This window comes from Desulfovibrio sp. (genome assembly GCF_035644575.1).
Lineage (GTDB): Bacteria > Desulfobacterota > Desulfovibrionia > Desulfovibrionales > Desulfovibrionaceae > Desulfovibrio.
Genome location: NZ_DASQOG010000155.1, coordinates 1 through 17979, shown reverse-complemented (window position 1 = coordinate 17979; position 17979 = coordinate 1). Strand labels below are relative to the sequence as shown.

16 protein-coding genes and 1 tRNA gene are annotated in these 17979 nt (G+C 58.8%); 13 read left to right on the top strand and 4 right to left on the bottom strand.

All coding sequences use genetic code 11. The features are described 5' to 3' along the window. The first annotated feature begins 368 nt into the window (after positions 1-368). The 9 genes from VEZ52_RS08930 to VEZ52_RS08890 all read left to right on the top strand — a co-directional run bounded on the left by VEZ52_RS08930 (position 369) and on the right by VEZ52_RS08890 (position 10131). Positions 369-764 (top strand): zinc ribbon domain-containing protein, encoded by a 396-nt coding sequence (locus VEZ52_RS08930; protein WP_324836514.1) that lies wholly within the window; start codon positions 369-371, stop codon positions 762-764. A 7-nt stretch (positions 765-771) separates the two neighbouring features. Then, positions 772-2088, top strand: a complete 1317-nt coding sequence (purB, locus tag VEZ52_RS08925; protein WP_192113199.1) for an adenylosuccinate lyase — start codon at positions 772-774, stop codon at positions 2086-2088. Between the two features lie 9 nt (positions 2089-2097). Further along, positions 2098-2679: an orotate phosphoribosyltransferase gene (pyrE, locus tag VEZ52_RS08920; RefSeq protein WP_371740831.1), complete on the top strand. Its 582-nt coding sequence runs from the start codon at positions 2098-2100 to the stop codon at positions 2677-2679. Continuing rightward, the gene (locus tag VEZ52_RS08915) at positions 2669-4951 is read left to right on the top strand and encodes a L,D-transpeptidase Cds6 family protein (RefSeq protein ID WP_324836513.1); all 2283 of its coding nucleotides are present in this window, start codon (positions 2669-2671) and stop codon (positions 4949-4951) included. The genes pyrE and VEZ52_RS08915 overlap by 11 nt, the downstream gene beginning before the upstream one ends. Positions 4952-5121: 170 nt before the next feature. Next, a complete protein-coding gene (locus tag VEZ52_RS08910; RefSeq protein ID WP_324836512.1) occupies positions 5122-5865 on the top strand; it encodes a hypothetical protein in 744 nt (247 codons plus the stop codon). Positions 5866-5970: 105 nt separating this feature from the next. Then, a complete protein-coding gene (locus VEZ52_RS08905; RefSeq protein ID WP_324836511.1) occupies positions 5971-6816 on the top strand; it encodes a hypothetical protein in 846 nt (281 codons plus the stop codon). Beyond that, on the top strand, positions 6813-7763 hold the full coding sequence (locus VEZ52_RS08900; protein WP_324836510.1) for a glycosyltransferase family A protein: 951 nt from the start codon (positions 6813-6815) through the stop codon (positions 7761-7763). The genes VEZ52_RS08905 and VEZ52_RS08900 overlap by 4 nt, the downstream gene beginning before the upstream one ends. Positions 7764-7826: 63 nt before the next feature. Next, positions 7827-9002 (top strand): iron-containing alcohol dehydrogenase, encoded by a 1176-nt coding sequence (locus VEZ52_RS08895; protein WP_324836509.1) that lies wholly within the window; start codon positions 7827-7829, stop codon positions 9000-9002. Between the two features lie 142 nt (positions 9003-9144). Then, positions 9145-10131, top strand: coding sequence for a glycosyltransferase (locus VEZ52_RS08890; protein WP_324836508.1), 987 nt, complete (start codon positions 9145-9147; stop codon positions 10129-10131). A 267-nt stretch (positions 10132-10398) separates the two neighbouring features. On the opposite strand, the gene VEZ52_RS08885 is transcribed toward VEZ52_RS08890, so the two are convergent. Together VEZ52_RS08885 and VEZ52_RS08880 are read right to left on the bottom strand one after the other, a co-directional pair. Beyond that, positions 10399-10986 (bottom strand): hypothetical protein, encoded by a 588-nt coding sequence (locus VEZ52_RS08885; protein ID WP_324836507.1) that lies wholly within the window; start codon positions 10984-10986, stop codon positions 10399-10401. Between the two features lie 209 nt (positions 10987-11195). Continuing rightward, a tRNA-Arg gene (locus tag VEZ52_RS08880) sits at positions 11196-11272 on the bottom strand. A gap of 186 nt (positions 11273-11458) precedes the next feature. Here VEZ52_RS08880 and VEZ52_RS08875 point away from each other — a divergent pair. The 4 genes from VEZ52_RS08875 (at position 11459) to cysK (ending at position 14469) form a co-directional block, all read left to right on the top strand. Continuing rightward, on the top strand, positions 11459-12037 hold the full coding sequence (locus tag VEZ52_RS08875) for a UbiX family flavin prenyltransferase (RefSeq protein WP_324836506.1): 579 nt from the start codon (positions 11459-11461) through the stop codon (positions 12035-12037). Positions 12038-12141: 104 nt separating this feature from the next. Next, positions 12142-12828: a metal-dependent hydrolase gene (locus VEZ52_RS08870; protein ID WP_324836505.1), complete on the top strand. Its 687-nt coding sequence runs from the start codon at positions 12142-12144 to the stop codon at positions 12826-12828. 44 nt (positions 12829-12872) lie between these two features. Further along, on the top strand, positions 12873-13310 hold the full coding sequence (locus tag VEZ52_RS08865; protein ID WP_192113207.1) for an RrF2 family transcriptional regulator: 438 nt from the start codon (positions 12873-12875) through the stop codon (positions 13308-13310). Between the two features lie 202 nt (positions 13311-13512). Next, entirely contained in the window at positions 13513-14469 is a 957-nt protein-coding gene (gene cysK, locus VEZ52_RS08860) for a cysteine synthase A (protein ID WP_324836504.1), read from the top strand. A gap of 926 nt (positions 14470-15395) precedes the next feature. On the opposite strand, the gene VEZ52_RS08855 is transcribed toward cysK, so the two are convergent. Together VEZ52_RS08855 and gmhA are read right to left on the bottom strand one after the other, a co-directional pair. Then, positions 15396-17069 carry an acetolactate synthase large subunit gene (locus tag VEZ52_RS08855; RefSeq protein WP_233483520.1) on the bottom strand — a complete coding sequence of 558 codons (1674 nt, stop codon included), beginning with the start codon at positions 17067-17069 and terminating at the stop codon, positions 15396-15398. A gap of 102 nt (positions 17070-17171) precedes the next feature. Next, positions 17172-17744: a D-sedoheptulose 7-phosphate isomerase gene (gene gmhA / locus VEZ52_RS08850; RefSeq protein ID WP_324836503.1), complete on the bottom strand. Its 573-nt coding sequence runs from the start codon at positions 17742-17744 to the stop codon at positions 17172-17174. Positions 17745-17979: the final 235 nt, after the last annotated feature.

The window sequence follows — 17979 nt, the reverse complement described above, 5'->3', positions numbered from 1 at the left end:
TCAGTGTTTTCGGCCCGGAATGTGGCTCGGGGCTGGACTTTGCCGATCAAAGAGCATATGAATACCCACTTATATTAACGGGGCTTGCCCCTGGAGGGAATCATGGCACATAAGAAAATTGAGCGTAAGAAAGAACTGGATCGCCGCCGTAAGCGCCGTGAAGAGCGTCTGAAGCAGCGCGTGCGCGAAGCCAAGGCTGCCAAGGCCTAAGCTTCGGACACGGGAAACCGGCGTTCCGACGGCTGCGAATTGACGCGCCGTCACATATGGTGCTCGGCCCGGCTGCCTCCTGGCAGCCGCGCGGGGCGCAAACAAGCAGCAGCGGTCAGCGCGGCAGCATGCCGTGTCATGGCCTTTTTAGTGTTACCATGCCTATCTACGAATATCAGTGCCCCAAGTGTCAGCATACGTTTGAGGAATGGGTCAAGGCATCGGAATCCCACGGGCAGGAACCCTGCCCCAAGTGCGGTGAGCCTTCGCCCCGCATTATGTCGCACACCTCGTTCGTCCTTAAGGGCGGCGGCTGGTATGTGAGCGACTATGGCTACCGCAAGGGCGTCACGGAAGAGGGCGGCTCAACGGCCTCTTCCTCCGGCACCTCCGGCGGTTCCTCCGCCCCCGCTTCCGGCGGTACGGCGGGCGAAAAGGCCTCCGTATCTGCACCCGATTCTGGAAACAGCGCCGCCAAGGCGGCCCCCGCCCCTACGCCAACCACAGGGTCCGCAGCGTCGGCACCCACCAAAGCCGCCAGCTCGGCCTCATGAGGCAGCCATGATTGATCGCTACACCCGTCAGGAAATGGGCCGTATCTGGACCCTTGAGAACCGCTATCAGGCATGGCTTGATGTTGAAGTGGCCGTTTGTCGGGCCTGGAGCGACATGGGGCGCATCCCCGCCGCTGCGGTGGAAAATATTCAGGCCAAGGCTTCCATTGATGTGGACCGCATCCTGGCCATTGAAGAAGTGACCCGCCACGACGTCATCGCCTTTTTGACCTCGCTTGAAGAAAAGGTTGGCGCGGAAGACGCGCGCTACATCCATCTGGGCTGTACCTCCTCAGACATCGTGGATACGGCCAACGCCCTTCTGCTCATGCAGGCCGGGCGCCTGATCCTCAAGGACATCCGCGCGCTCCTGACCGCCATTGAAAGTCTGGCCCGCCGCCACAAGGGTGTGCTGTGCATGGGCCGCACCCACGGCATCCACGCGGAACCCACCAGTTTCGGGCTCAAAATGGCTGGATTTTACGCCGAGTTCGAGCGGCACCTTGCCCGGGTTGAAGCCGGGATTGAAAGCGTGCGCGTGGGCAAAATCTCCGGCGCGGTGGGCACCTACGCATTTTTGTCGCCCGAGCTTGAGCAGCGCGCCCTGAGCTATCTTGAACTTGAGGTTGATCCGCACTCCACCCAGATCATTCAGCGCGACCGTTACGCCCACTTCTTCACCTCGCTTGCCGTGCTGGCTGGCGGCGTGGAGCGCCTGTGCGTTGAACTGCGCCACCTGCAACGCACGGAAGTGCTCGAGGTGGAAGAAGGGTTTGCCAAGGGGCAGAAGGGTTCGTCGGCCATGCCGCACAAAAAGAACCCCATCTCGGCAGAAAACATGAGCGGCCTTTCGCGCCTTTTGCGCACCAACGCTCTTGCATCGCTGGAAAATCAGGCCCTGTGGCACGAGCGCGACATCAGCCATTCTTCCGTGGAGCGGGTTATCATGCCCGATTCCACCATTCTGGCCGACTACGTGCTGACCCGCCTCACCAAACTGCTTGAAGGGCTGGTGGTCAAGCCCGAGCGCATGCGTGAAAATATGGAGCGTTCTTACGGTCTGTATTTTTCGCAGCGTGTGCTGACGGCCCTTATTGCCACCGGGCTTCCGCGTCAGCAGGCATATGAAGCCGTGCAGCGCCTTGCCATGCAGAGCTGGGAAAGCCGCACTCCCTTCCCCGATCTGGTGCGCAACGATGCCGACATGAGCGGGCGGCTGGGCGCAGCTGCGCTTGCCGAGCTTTTTGATCCTTCGTACTACCTGCAACACGAAGACGAAATTTTTGCCCGGGTGTTCAAGAACGCTGCGGCCAACAAGGCGTAAGGAGCTGTCATGCAAACTCTTTCTTCTGAAGAACTGCTGGCGCTCAAGCGCCGCCTTGCCCGCCTGCTGGTAGAAAAATCATACCGCGAGGGAGATTTTGTGCTGGCATCAGGCCGCAGAAGCGATTATTATTTTGACTGCCGCGTCACGGCGCTCCACGCCGAAGGATCGTGGCTTATTGGAACCCTGTTCAACCACATGCTCCGCGAAATGGACATCAAGGGTGTGGGCGGCATGACCATGGGCGCTGACCCTCTGGTTGCAGCCACCACGGTCATCTCGCACGAGCAGGGCAGACCGTTGAACGGCCTTTTGGTCCGCAAGGAAGCCAAAGGGCACGGCACAGGGCAGTTTGTTGAAGGGCTGGGCAATTTCTGCGCGGGCGACCGCGTAGCCATGCTTGAAGACGTTGTTACCACCGGCGGTTCTCTGCTGAAGGCCTGCGATCGTATTACTGATGCTGGCCTGTCCATTGTGGCGGTTTGCGCCATTCTGGATCGGGAGGAAGGTGGCCGGGAAAAGCTCCGTGAGGCGGGATATGACCTGCTTGCGCTCTTTACCCGTGCGGAATTGGTGGACCTTGCGCGTTAAGGTCCCCACCGACCCGCGCGCCTTGCCCCCGGTGGCATTGTCGCAACGTCTGGCGGGCTCTGCGGTCAGTTCCATTGTCAGGCCCATGGTCGGTTGTCTGGCCAATTGCCTTGTCAGGTGCATGGCCCTGGGACTGCTGATGGCCTTTGGCATTGGTTGCCCCCTTGCCGCTCCGCATCTGGCGCAGGCCGAAGAATGGCAAGCCTCTCTGTACAATGAGGGGCTTCCTACGCATTTGGTGGCTGTGGACAAAAAGCGCCAGACCTTCATGTTTTTTGAGAAAAAAAGCCCCCTCAAGCTCAAATACTCCTTTCCCTGCACCACAGGCCAGTTGCCCGGCGACAAGCAGGCGCTCAACGATCTGCGTACGCCCGAAGGCATCTACTTTGTGGAATACAAGATTGCCAGCGGGCTGGATTTCAAGGAATACGGCGGCATCGCCTATACCCTGAATTATCCCAACCCCGTGGATCGTCTGCGCGGCAAAACCGGCCACGGCATCTGGATTCACAGCAAGGGTTTTGGCATTGAACCGCTCTCCACCCGTGGTTGCGTGGCCATCGGGCTTAAGGAAATCGACGAGGTTGGGCCGCAGCTGACGCCTGGCACGGCAGTGGTTCTGGCCGATAAGATGGACGAGACCGCCCAGCCCCGCCCCGACAGCAGCACTGCCAACGAACTGCGCCGCCTGATGCAGAACTGGAGCAATGCCTGGGCCTCCCGTTCGGTCAAGATGTTTGATTATTATAATCCCGATGCCTATTCCAAGGCCATGACGGAGAATTTCACGGCCTTTCGGCAGAACAAGGAGCGTCTGTTCAAGTCGCTCCAGTTCATCAAGATTTTCAATCGCAAGATCAACGTGCTGGAAGGGCCGGGGTATTGGGTGACCTGGTCTGAGCAGCTCTATACGGCATCCAATCTTTCCACTGAGGGTGTGCGCCGTTTGTACTGGCAGCGCGGTAACGACCAGAAGTTCCGCATTGTTGGTATGGAATGGGCGCCGCGCGATCTGGGTATGCGCGCCGATTTCCAGAAAGGCCAGCTTGTGGCCGAAGCGCCTTTGCAGCAGGTCAGCGATGCTTCTTCCGAAGCGCCGCAGCGCCCCCGGCTGGATATGCCAGAAGCCGCGCCTGAAAAGGCGGAGGCCACGGCCCTCGCCGCGCCGCAACCCTCGCAGGACAAAGCCGCTACCGCCAGGGCTGGTCAGGGCGACAAGCTCATGGCGGCCAATGATCCCCTGGTGCCCCGCCGCAGCAGCGCAACACCCCCGGCAGAAGTGAACTGGGGCGCTCGTCCGGCAATGGAAGAAGCGGCCCGCAGCGAAGTGGAATCCGCCCCCAAGGGCGCGCCTGCCAAACCTGCCGATCAGGCGGTAAAGCCCGCAGAAGCCCAGCAGGCTGTTAACTTGCCTGCACCGACATCTGTTCAGGCTCCCATTGCTGCGCCAACACAGCCCAACACTCCCACGGCAGCGGCAGCCCCGCAGCTGACCCTTACACCGGAAGTCCGCGCCGCTCTGGAAAAGGCCGTGCAGGCCTGGAATGCGGATTTTGCCGCGCGCTCGACCAACATCGCCGCCCTTTACGATCAGGCCAGGTACAACCGCGAAGCCGGAACACCGCGCGGGTATTCCTATAATTCGACCATGCGCGAATTTGATCGCCGCTTTGCGGTGCCGTGGCTGCGTCTTATAAGCCGCAAGCCCAAGCTGGAGATTCAGGGTCCACTGGCTGTGAGCCATTGCGAACAGCTTGTGGTGGCCCCCAACGGCATGGAGCAGGGTGTGCGTTCCTTCTGGTGGAGCAGGGACGACAAGGGAGATTTCCGCATTGTTGCTTCGCAGTTCAAGCCAGAAGAACTTGGTCTTGCTGCGGATTATCTGGATCAGGTCAGCGACGCCGCCAGCGCTATGGTTGAAAAATGGCGTAAGGCCTGGGAAGCTGGACGTCTGGACGAGTACATTGAATACTATGCGGACGATGCCATCCAGCAGGGGCGTTGGGGCGCAAAGAATATCCAGAAGCAGAAGGAAGTGCTCTGGCAGCGTGTGCAGCCCACTCTGGTTCAGATCACGGGCCTGCGGCTGGTGGCTGACAAGCAGGGCCTGCGCGCCGACATGAATCAGGTCTACGCCGACAGTTCCGGCCATACTGACAGAGGCACCAAGACCCTTTTGCTGCGCTTTGACGGCAAGGGCTGGCGTATCGCCCGAGAAGACTGGGCACCTCTTGGCGCGCCAGTTGCTCCCATTGGAGCGACAGGCCAATAGGGGCTTCCGCCTTTTTGTCTCATTGGGCAAAGCAAAGGCTGCTCAAACAGTTTGCCCGGTTTTATGGCGAGGTATCATAACAAGGTGTTGTGTGCGGCCATCCCGAAATTTCAAACGCCAAAGTTCGTGAGGACCGTTTGAAGTACCGCGAAAATCTCAGCATAATCCTGATGCGGGATAACGGCCCCCGGCGCAGCTATCGCGTGCGCAGGGGACGGTTTGTGGCGGCTCTGGGGGTGATGGCCTGTCTACCCCTTGCGTGCGCTGTTCTGGGATGGTTGTGCTGGACTTTGTGGCAGCAGAACGTGCAGTTGCGGGACAATGTGCTGCGCTTTGAAAGCGATTCGCAGACGGCGCAGGCCAATGCGGAGCGGCTGGAACACCTTGAAGAACTGTTGCGCGAAGAAAATATTCCAGGCCGGGAGCTCGTGCTGCGCAGACTCAGCACAGGCGGCGCCGCTGCGGAAGCTCCTGGCGAAGGCCCAGCAATTACTGGCGGGGCTGCTGCCGAAAAGCCTCTGGGCGGGGCCAGCGATGCTGCCCGCACCACCGAAGGGCCGGGGCATGAGGACTTCCCCTCCATTGATCTTGATTACGTCAAGGTAGGGAATGTGCAAGTGCGTGAAATACGGGGCGGCAAGCTGCGTATTGCACTGGACCTGCGCAATGCCGACAACCAGAAGATACTTTCTGGTGTAGTCAGCGGCACTTTGCTGACAGCCGATGGCAAAAAATATTCCCTGCGCTTTGAGCCCGAAGATGTGGGCAGTTTTCGTATCAGCCGGTTCAAGCGCGCCGTCATGGTTGCTTCTGCCGAGCACCCCATGAGCCTTACCAACGCCCAGGTCATTCTTGAAGTGCGCAGCCAGGAAAATGGCGTTGTGTTCCGCAATATCTACGCAGTTGAGCATTAAAGTGATTTTCAACATCCGTTGCCGATGCGTCCTGAGCAAAGGGTGTTGCTAACCGGCCTCTGACCAGGAAAAAGCGGGCCGGGGCCTTGTCATTGCGAGGCTTTTGTGGCTGAAAGTTCCACCCTGTTGTGCTATTTTGCCACCATCCCCGAGGCCTGGCCCTGGATGCGGCAGACAGAAGACGGCAACGGCGCTATGGGCCGTGTGCAATTTGTGCTGGCCTCGCCAGCCTCCTGCTCTTTTCCCTCACTTCCCACTTCGGCAGAAACTTCCAGTGCATGGCTTGTGGTTTTTGATGAAGCCCCTACGGGTTTCAGTACCACAGTGCCCCGTGAACGGCGTATCCTCTTTGTCACCGAACCGCCGGAAATCAAAAAATACCCCCGATCCTACCTCGGTCAGTTCGGCACGGTGGTGTCGCCTTATGATTTGCGCGGCGTTGAGCGGCGCAGCATGGTCATCAGCAACCCCTGTCTGAGCTGGCACTACGGCGTCGAACGTTCATCAGGAAAAAATATAAGTAAATTCAGCAATCTTGATGAATTGCGCACATTCCCCATGCCTGAGAAACCAGGCCTTGTTTCCGTAGTCTGTTCCAGCAAGACGGCAACGTCGGCACAACGTACACGACTTGCTGCACCCAACCTTGGCGCTGTTTGCCCCGCACCCGGATTTGTCTCCCTGCCTGCGGGCAATCTGGAAGCCTGCGCGCAGAGGATTCTGTCTGCAATCAAGAACCGTTTGGGCGAGGCCCGGCAAGCAGAGCTTGCCCAGTGTCGCAACTGGATGCTTAAAACTATCAATATTTTTGCCCGCGCAGCCCGGATGATGGAAACAGCGCTGGAGTATTGCCGCAGGTTGCCTGCCCTGTGCAAGTCAGAACCCAAATTGGGCGTCAGCCGTGACAATGTGGCCGTCATGTACAGGCAGGTGCGGGGGGAAGGCAAGTGAGCACGTCCAAGCCAGAAATCACAGTGGCCATGCCTGCCTATAATGCCTCCGCCCATCTGCGCGAAGCAATAGATTCCATACTTGCCCAGAGCTTTGAAGACTTTGAGCTGCTGGTGGTGGACGATGGCTCCACAGACAATACGCTTGCCTTGGTGCAGTCCATTGACGACGAAAGAATTCGTGTAGAGCGGCTGTCTGTCAACAAGGGCCGCCCCACAGCGCGTAATATGGCCTTGGGCCGTGCGCGCGGCAGATATCTGGCGTGGATGGACGCGGACGACATTGCCATACCCCATCGGCTGGAAGCGCAGCATTCCTGTCTTGAGGCTCAGCCCGATATCCACATCTGCGGGGCGGGCATCCAATACTTTGGTCAGTCCGACGCGCTTGAGCTTTTTCCAGAGCAGCCGGGGGCGACAAGGGCGGCGGCACTGTTTGGCGCGCCAGTTCCCAACGGTTGCTCCCTGTTGCGGCTGGACGCGGTGCGCGCCGTTGGCTTACGCTATGACGCTGCCCTGGCAAGAGCGCAGGACGTGGCCTTTTGGGCCGATGCACTGCTCAAGGCCGGATTGCAGGCGGTCAATTTGCAAGAGCCGCTGCTGCTCTACCGCTATACGCCAGCAGCCAATGCCCGCCAGTGGCACATGCGCGCCTTGCAGGGGCATATGTTTCCTCCGCTGGGTATCAGGGCGACAGGCGCACAGGCTGCACTGCACGCAGGGCTGATCTATGGCGGGCCAACGGAGCCGGAAGCTGCGCTGCTCTGGCTTGATACCCTTTGGCAGGCCTGGACTGCCCGTTATGGGCACGATGAACATATGCAACGGCATATGCTCGTTTTTATGGCGCGCATTTTGCGCGAAGCCTCGGGGGATGCAGCACAGGCGGATCAGACAGGCAGACTTTTGCGTACACTTTCGCTCGCGGCGCTGGCAGAAAATATCTGATGCTTACGCCCTGGCCCGGCGCTTTGGGACGCTCGCGCGTTTTTTACAGTCAGGAGGATTACCATGCACGATTTTACGTACTACACGCCCACCAGGGTTGTTTTCGGCAAAAATACAGAGCAGCAGACCGGCGCACTTGTCAAAGCCTGCAAGTGCCGCAAGGTGCTCATCCACTTTGGCGGGCAGAGCGCCCTGCGTTCGGGCCTTGTGGACAAGATAAAAACGTCCCTTCAGGCTGAAGGACTGTCCTTTGTCACCCTTGGCGGCGTAGTGCCCAACCCCCGGCTTTCGCTGATCCGCGAAGGCATTGAACTGGCGCGCAGCGAAGGGGTGGATTTTGTGCTGGCAGTGGGCGGCGGCAGCGTCATCGACTCGGCCAAGGCCATTGCTTACGGCGCCGCCAACGAGGGGGACGTGTGGGATTATTACATGGGCAAGCGCAAGCCGGATGCCTGCCTTCCCATCGGCTGCGTGGTAACTATCGCCGCCGCTGGCAGCGAGATGAGCAGTTCGACCGTTGTGACCAACGAGGAAAACGGCTTCAAGCGCAGCTTCAAAACGGATATGGCCCGCCCGGCCTTTGCCGTCATGAATCCGGAGCTGACCATGTCTCTGCCGCCCTTTCAGACGGCCTGCGGCTGCGTGGATATTCTCATGCATACCATGGAACGCTACTTCGGGCATGGCTCGAACATGGACATAACGGACAGCATCGGCGAGGGCCTCATGCGCGTGGTCATGCACCATGCCGCCGTGCTGCGGGATGATCCGGCCAACTACAACTCCAGAGCTGAAGTCATGTGGGCTGGCAGCCTCTCGCACAACGGACTGACCGGCTGCGGTTCTGACGGCGGCGACTGGGCCACGCACATGATCGAACACGAGCTGAGCGGCATGTTTGACGTGGCGCACGGTGCGGGGCTGTCTGCCATATGGGGCAGCTGGGCGCGCCATGTGCTGCCCCTTCGGCCTGACCGCTTTGCCCTGTTTGCGGAACGGGTCATGGGCGTTACCCCGGCGGAAACGGAAACCATCACGGGCCTGCGGGGCATTGAGGCCATGGAGCGGTTTTTCCGCTCGCTGCACATGCCTACCTCGCTGAAAGAGCTGAATCTTGCGCCCACTGATGCGCAGATCGCCGAAATGGCCGAGAAGGCCCTTGTGGGCAAAACCCACATCGGCAGCGTAAAAAAACTGCTGCCGCCCGATATTGTCGCCATTTTTGCTGCCTCGCGGTAGGAGAGACTGGCGGATAAAGCATTGTTGGCCCGTTTCAGGCCGGGGTAACCAGACTGCCCCGTCTGAAACGGGCTTTTTCCGGTCTTGTGCCGGGGACATTGGGGCAGCCTGCGGGCTGTACAAGCGACATCAGGAGCCAGCCATGCATGATGCATTTGAAGGCCGCATTGACGTAAGGTTCCCCCGCGCGGTGGTCACAGGAGTAACCGGTAACTGGGCCTTTGCCGCTGGCACGGTGCTGTTGGCGCTTCGGCGGCATAATCCGGGGATAGTGGCCGACATCATCGTTTTTTGCGATGATTCCCTGCTGGAAACCGATGCCGCGATACTGCAAAATCTTGGTGCGCAGCTTGTGCCCTTTGCGCCTGTTCCCGCAGAGCTGACGGCTGGGGCGTTGGAGGCCTTTTTGCCGCTCAGGCTGGCCAAATTTGACTGTTTTGACCTGTTGCAACGCTATACGTCTGTCGTATGGCTTGATGCAGATGTGCTGATTCAGGATAATCTGGAAGGGCTGTTTGATTGCGGCCCTCTGGGGCTGGCGCTGGAAGATCCGGAGTTTTCCGACCCTCCGGGGGCCAAACCCGCGCGGATCAATCTGCACGAACCCATTGAGGGTTTTGACGGAGGCGCAGACAACCTGAATTCGGGCGTCATTGTATTTCGCAATGATTTGCCAGCGCCGGAGGCCCTGCGTCAGGGCTGCCTGGAATTTGTGTGCCGTCACGGCGCAAAGTTGCGCTACCCTGATCAGGCGGCCTTTAATCTGCTGGCGCAGATGCTGCTGCGGCAGTATCCACAGAGCGTTTTTCAACTGCCGCAGGGCTTCAACGCGCATCCGCGTAATCCGACGGCGGCCTTTGCGCCAGTGGTGCATGCCTTTGGAGCGTACAAGCTGTGGAATGACGGCCTCACCGCCACTTGTTTTCCTGAATGGCAGCGGGACTATGCCCGCTGGCAACGCCTTGGCGGCAGCCCCTATGCGGGAACAGTGGAAAATGCGGAATTTCTGGCAGGCGGCGCGTTTTCGTTGCTCGGCGGGCTGTGCGGCACCATTGAAAAAGCTGAAGTAGCCATTGCCGACTTGCAGCAAAAGCTGGACGTGGAAACCAGGGTTCGGGCCAGACTCTAGACTGTGGTCAGCAGGCTCGGGTGAGTGGTGCAGCATGCTTGCTACGGCCAGCGGGGTTCGCCAGTCGCGTGCAAAACGGGCGGCTTTGCCATGAAGGTAAGAAGTTGCCGTGCCGATAATGCACGGTTCGTAAGCGCGTGCATCAAAATATGGCAGGAATGGCGAGAATATTTCACGCAGGGCGGCTGTAGTGCCGTCACAAATCAATCCTGCACCACTGCGGCCCTGTTTCTGACTATAAAAACAACCCCCATACCAATCCTCTGGTCACAGAATTATGCGTGAGCAGGGTTCTCCTTCGAATAAGAGTTTCGCAATCTTGTTAAACGCTGGCTGAAAATCTTTCCATAACATCGTGGTGACATCCTGGGGATTAATAATACCCAATTCAAAGCGCACAGATATGAATCGCGACAAAGAAGAAATTTTTAAATCCTGGACCTGGATGGTAACTATCATATATCGTTGTGGGTCTTTTTCATTAAGACGTGAAGTCTGCGCGGTATACAAATACAGGTATACTATATAACGCGCATTGTTGGCCTTGGCGAATTCATTGGCTTTGTACCATGGCACGTGTCGATCACCGATAATGGCCCGCTTTGTAAATGGGGTAAAGGATTTCTGGAACATTTTCGCTAACTGGACTTCAATGTCTGGATATCGTGTGCTATCTACAGGCATGCCGTAGCCTTCTCTTCGGTCATCGTCATGAAGCATTCCACGATCCGGTACAATATACACAGTTTCACCGCGCTCTATAGTACCGAATTCGGGCGGACCAAAATCTGTCAGTCGTTTTGTGCAACCACATAATGCCAGTAATATAATTAGGATAAAAGATAAGTGACGCATGTGTCTCCCGCTTAAAGTATTTGAACGTGGCACGTTGAATACTATAGATAAATGAATGGTTCAATGGGGCCACAAATTATACCAAAACGCGGTTCGGAAAAACGGCCCTTTGAAGGGGCTTGCCCCCGTCTTTGTTCTAGAGCCCACAAACTGACATAGCCCACGAAAAAAGCGGCTAGCTTTTTACAGCTAACCGCTTGAATTCTTGATGGTGCGCCCGGCGAGATTCGAACTCACGGCCTTTGGCTCCGGAGGCCAACGCTCTATCCAACTGAGCTACGAGCGCATAAGAACATTTCTGATATGCTTTGTGCTGGCGGCTGTCAAGGCATGGGCCAGAATCGAAGGGCTACCAACTCGCGCGCCCTTTCCCGCAAGCGCACGGGGTCGGGCGGGTTTGCGCGCCGTAGCAATGTGCGGTAAAAATCAGGCTGAGGGGCAATAGCTCTGTGATATTTTATGCGGAGAATGCATGCGTGATATTCTTGTTGGGGTGAGCGGGGCCAGCGGTATGCCCCTTGCCCTGTGCCTCATGCGGCTGCTGGCGGCCATGCCCGATGTGCGCACCCACTGCGTGGTTTCCGATGGCGCGCGGGCGGTGCTGCGGGCGGAATGCGGCGCGGATGCCGATCTGCTCACGGCGCTGGCGCATACCGTATATGCCGCAGAAGATTTGGGCGCAGGCCCGGCCAGCGGCTCGTGGTGGCGAGGCGGCAGCGAACCGGCGGCCATGCTGCTTGTGCCGTGCTCCATGGGGACAGTCGGGGCCATCGCCAGCGGCGCCACGCGCAACCTTGTGCACCGGGCTGCGGATGTGGCGCTGAAGGAGCGCTTGCCCCTGGTGATGGTTACGCGCGAAAGCCCGCTCTCTGCCATACATCTGCGCAATCTGCTTGCCTTGCGCGAGGCTGGCGCGGTGATCATGCCGTTTTCTCCCTGTTTTTATCTGCGGCCTGCTGGCGTGGAGGAACTGCTGGAGCAGTTCTGCGGCCGCATCTTTGATCAGGTGGGGCTAGCGCATGGTCTTGCCCGCTGGACAGGCCAGGCATAGCGCAAGCAAAAGGCGGTACCACGCCACTTCTCCTTCATTTGCCGTCTTCTGTTCCTTCCCGGTACGTATTTTCTGAATTGTTAAAGTCTTACGCTGGAGGCAGCATGAGCGACATAACCTGGTTTGGACACTCGGCATTCAAAATCAGCGCGCCTGGCGCGCAGGTGATTATTGATCCTTTTTTTGCTCCTTCTGCGGGAGTATCACCCAGCGCTGCAGGTGATGTGGATATTGTGCTGGTGACCCACGATCACGGCGACCATGTGGGTGATGCCGTGTCCCTGTGCCGCCGCACCGGCGCGCAACTGGGGGCCATTGTGGGCACGGCGGGCAAACTGGCCGAGGCTGGTGTGCCCCAAGAGCAGATTCTCAACGGCATCGGCTTTAATATGGGCGGCACCCTGACCCACAAGGGTGTGAGCATGACCATGACGCAGGCCTACCATTCCAGCGATTCGGGCGCTCCGGCGGGCTACATTGTGCGTATGCCCGATGGCCTCACCGTATACCATGCGGGTGATACCTGTGTTTTTAGCGGGATGGAGCTATGGGGCCAGCTTTACAGCATAGACGTTGCCTTGCTGCCTGTGGGCGGCGTGTTTACCATGGATGCGCGTCAGGCTGCCCTGGCTTGCAAACTGTTGCGCTGCAAGGCTGCTGTTCCCATGCATTGGGGAACGTTCCCTGTGCTGGCGCAGAGCGCAGCCGGGTTCAGGGCAGAGATTGAAAATCTGCACCTGCCCTGCCGTTGTGTGGAAATGACCCCCGGCGAGACCGTAAGCTTCGGCTGATTTATTCCTGCGGTTGCACCGCCTTTTTCCCGCAAGGATTACTCATGAGCGTTTCACTTAAGTGCCAATACGGTTTGCGCGCCCTGTTCGAGCTTGCCAAGCGCACGGGTAGCGGCCCCACGCGCATTCAGGAGATTGCCGAAGCGCAGGCCATTCCCCCGCGTTTTCTTGAAAATATCCTCAACCAGCTTAGGCGCGGCGGCTTTGTGGACAGCCGCCGAGGCAAGGCTGGCGGCTTTATGCTGGCCCGGTCTGCCAGCCAGATCACCACGCTCGAAGTTATCCGTTTTCTGGACGGCCCCGTGCATCCTTTTGATTGCGAGGGCGACAACCCTGTACGCAAGTGCTCCCTTGGGCCGGACTGCGTGTTCATGCCTTTGTGGCAGCGGGCGCGGCAGGCGTTGGAAAACGTATACGGCGGCACGACGCTTCAGGATCTTGTGGACGCTCAGGCGGCAGCTATCCCCGATTTCAGCATTTGATGCGGGTTTATCTGCGCCTCTTCCCAGCGGGCAGAAATATTTTTGCATCAGGTCTTGCCTTTCAGGAGTTCTGTTATTATCACTTAGTCAGTCGAGTTAATGTAGTTAATGCCGGGACAGAGGTGTCATGCCCGCCCGACACGGCTGAACCATACAATCTGGATTGCACACAGCATCGCCAAGGCGGGCAAGGAGAACGTATATGTCCAGAATTTATCAGAATAATCCCCTTTCCATCGGCAATACTCCTCTGGTGCGGCTTAACCGCGTGGTCGGGCCCAAGGCCATAGTGCTGGCCAAGATTGAGGGCCGCAATCCCTCCTATTCCGTCAAATGCCGCATTGGCGCGGCCATGATTGCCGATGCTGAGAGCCGTGGCCTGTTACGCCCCGGCGTTGGCATTGTGGAACCCACCAGCGGCAATACGGGCATTGCTCTGGCCTATGTGGCCGCCGCCAAGGGCTATGAGCTTACGCTCACCATGCCCGAAACAATGAGCCTCGAGCGCCGCCGCGTGGTGGCCATGCTGGGGGCCAAGCTGGTGCTTACACCCGGTACGGAAGGCATGCCCGGGGCCATAAGAAAGGCCGAAGAACTGGTGGCTGCCAACCCCGGCGCGTATTTTATGCCTCAGCAGTTCAAGAACCCGGCCAATCCGGCCATACACGAAGCCACCACCGGTCCGGAAATCTGGAATGACACAGATGGGCAGGTGGACGCCATTGTGGCGGGCGTGGGCACAGGCGGCACCATTACGGGTATTTCGCGCTATCTCAAGCACACGCGGGGTAAGAACATTGTTTCCGTGGCTGTGGAGCCTGAGGCGAGCCCCGTGATCAGTCAGCATCTGGCGGGCAAGCCCCTGCAACCGGGTCCGCACAAGATTCAGGGCATTGGCGCTGGCTTTATTCCTGAAACGCTGGATGTCAGCCTGCTGGACAGGGTGGAAACTGTGGGCAACGATGAGGCCATTGAATTTGCCCGCAGGCTGGCGCGCGAAGAGGGTATTCTTGCCGGTATTTCTTCTGGCGCTGCGGCAGCGGCGGCCGCGCGGCTGGCGGACTTGCCTGAATTTGAAGGCAAGACCATTGTGGCCATTCTGCCTGATGCGGGCGAGCGGTATTTGTCGTCTGCCCTGTACGAGGGCATTGGCGAGTAGAAGAGGAAAGAAAGGCAGGAAGGCAGAGAAGGGCTTGGCGGCGGGGGTGAGCCTGTCAGGCTGATTTACGCAAACCCGACTTTTACGCCCTGAATGCGTCAGCGCCGGGATTTTGATGCTCATGTACTTGAGTACGCTGCGCTCAAAATCCCGGCGCTTCCTTTTCAGACCGCAAAATGCGTATTTTGCAAATTCGCCCAACACCAGCCATCGCCTCCGCTACGCTCCGGCGAGTTTAAGGAAGGCGACTCCACGATCAGCTTCTTATGGCGGCTGAAATTTTTGACGCACAAGTGACCTGCTTTTGTGCCCGAACGCGCTTGGTTATTGCTTATGCGTCATGGGATGCATCATGGGAATCGAATTTTTACGCTGCAATTTCCGATAATTCTGGCGACAATATGCATCAGGGTAAGCGCAAAGTCACAAAGCACTCCCATTAATCGCAAATATTACAGAAGTATTGGGCTGAAGCGGACTTTGAACGAAGCGAAAGCATTTTTTGGCATTTACGCGTCGCGGAGGGAGATCACCTGAGCGAGCGGAGCGAGTGAGGGAAGCTCCCGCAGCAGGAGACGCGTTGCCCTCGTCGCTTGATGAAAATTGAAAGCGCTTCTTTGGGGGTGCTTCGGGGGGGGATGCAAGGGGGGCCGAGAAGGGGGCGTAGCCCCATAACCGGCCCCGCCTTGCCGCACGCCGCGCAGGCGTCCCAAACTCCGCCGGGCGGCGGAATAACAAGCCCGTAGGGCAGAAAATCTCAAATCGCGCGCCGGGGAGGCGAAATCGCACGCCGCGCAGGCGTCACAAGCTTTGCCGAAGGGCGAAATCCAGTGCCCGTAGGGCAAAAAATAACCAGGGCGCGCAAAAAACAAAACGGCCACATTCAGCAAGGAATGCAGCCGCTCTGTCAAAAGAATATCAATCCCCTACAGCTCATCCAGCGCACACAGCGCAGGCGTCAACTCACCCAAGCTATTGATAAGCGCCATGTTCTCGCTGTAGTCCACAGGGCAGGCCACCAGCGACACGCCGGGTTCATTCAGAGCTTTTTGCAGGGTGGGCAAAAGCTCTGCGGCGCTTTCAATGCGGTAGCCCTTGGCTCCAAAACTTTCAGCATAGGTCACAAAGTCGGGATTGCCAAAGTCCACGCAGTCGTGCGAGCCGGATTCCATGTCCATCTTCCACTTGATGAGCCCGTAGCTGTCATCCACCCAGATCAGTATCTTGAGCGGAATATTCTCGCGCACGGCGGTTTCCATTTCCTGGGAATTCATCAAAAAGCTGCCATCGCCCATGACGGCAAGCACCTTGCGCTCGGGGCAGGCCAGATGCGCGCCGATGGCTCCCGGCAGGGAAAATGCCATGGTGGAAAGGCCGTTGGAAACAATGCAGGTCAGAGGCGCATACGTGGGGTAAAGGCGCGCCATCCACATCTTGATAGCCCCGGTGTCGGCCAGCACTATATCCTCATCGCCCATTGCAGCGCGAATATCGCTTACAATGCGCTGCGGCTTGAGGGGGAAGGCGTCGCTCTCACGGCCCTTGGCAAGCTCGGCCTCCACGAGTTCGCGGATCCTCGCCCCGCGTCCGGCTGAAAGCAGCGGCTCCGCCCCAAGCTCCTTGGCCAGAGAGGCCAGGGCAAGGCCCACATCGGCCATGATGGTGACCTCGGGGTTATAGTGGGCATCCACATCGGGCATGAATGTGTTGATATGGATGATACGCTTGTTTGACTGGGGATTGATGCGCATGGGAGTGAATTCCTGCAATTCGTAGCCGATGGAAAGGATCACGTCCGCCTGGTCGAAAGCGCAGTTCTCGTAGTCGTGCCGCATAAAGCCGATGACGCCCAGCGACTGGGGGCTGCGGTCGCTGATAACGCCCTTGCCCATGAAAGTCGTCGCCACGGGGATTTTGTAGCGCTCGGCAAAGGCGGCCAGTACGGCGGCATTGCCTGTGCGGGCCACGCCGTGCCCGGCCATGATGACGGGCTTGCGCGCGCAGCGCAGCAGGGCGGCGGCCTCCGCCACCGCAGCGGGGGAGGGGATGGCCTTGGCGCAGGGTGCCGCTTTGAGGGGCACGGCCTCGGGCATGGGGGCCGCTTCCACATCTTCAGGAATGGCAAGGTAGGTCGCGCCGGGGCGCTCCTCCTGCGCTACCTGAAAGGCATTGCGCACCATTTCGGGCACGGCCTGGGGGGTCAGCACCGTATCTGCCCATTTGGTAACGGGCTTGAACATGCCCACAAGGTCAACAATCTGGTGCGATTCCTTGTAAATGCGCTTCAGCCCCACCTGGGCGGAAATGGCCACCAGAGGGCTTGAATTGGTCTGCGCGTCGGCAGCGCCCAGCAGCAGGTTGATGGCCCCCGGCCCGAGAGTGGCGGTGCATACGCCCGCCTTGCCTGTCAGGCGGCCATAAATGTCGGCCATCAGGGATGCGCCCTGCTCGTGCCGGGCAAGAATAAAGCGGATGTCGCCGGAGGCGGCCACAGCCCGCACAAATTTGATATTTTCCTCACCGGGGATGCCGAAGACGTACTTAACTCCCTCGGTTCTGAGGCATGAAACAAGGAACTGGGCTACGTTCTGCTGATCCATGGCTAACCTCGTTGGGGCGTTTGCCCAAGGCCCATGCCTTGGCGATGACTGGCCGGAAAGGGCTTGGTGCAATCCTGCCGTTTGCGGAATTTATGGTCGGGCCTATTTTTGCGTCACGGCGCGTTCAAGCACATCGGCCCAATGGTGCAGAATGAAGATGTGGGCCTCCTGAATGCGGGCCGTGACATCGTGGGGGACGATAACAGCCATGTCGGCCAGCGATTCCAGCTTGCCGCCATCCCGGCCCAGCAGGGCAATGCTGGCAATGCCCTGAGCGCGGGCCTCGTTGACGGCGGCGATGATGTTGGCCGAATTGCCGGAGGTGGAAATGCCCACAAAAACATCTCCGGGGCGGGCAAGTGCCTCTACCTGACGGGAGAACACATCGTTGAAGCCGTAGTCGTTGCCAATGGCCGTGAGGTTTGACGTGTCCGTGGTCAGGGCGATGCAGGCCAGCGCCTTGCGGTTGCACTGAAAGCGCCCCACAAGCTCTGCTGCAAAGTGCTGAGCGTCCGCCGCAGAGCCGCCGTTGCCGGCAATAAGCACCTTGCCGCCTGCCCCAAGGGCTGCCCCAAGCCGCTCTGCCGCCGCTTCCACGGCGGGGCGCATGGTTTGTAACGCGCCAAAAAGCTCCAGATGGGCGGAGAGAGACATATCAAAAAGCGAATTCGTCATGATCTGGCCTTGCTGCACGGTTTGGGTTCCCCGTAGGGCATCGGTTTTTAAAACGTCTTGCAAGCCTAGCAAGGCCGGGAACAAAAGAAAAGCGTCCGCCGCCCGCGCTTGCGGCACCGGCGCGCATGCCGTACATGCAGGGGAGGAGGCATTATGAGCACATTCAAAGAGCAGTGGGCGCAACTGCTGGCCCCCAACCGCAAAACCGGCACGGGCATGAAGCTCGACACGCTGG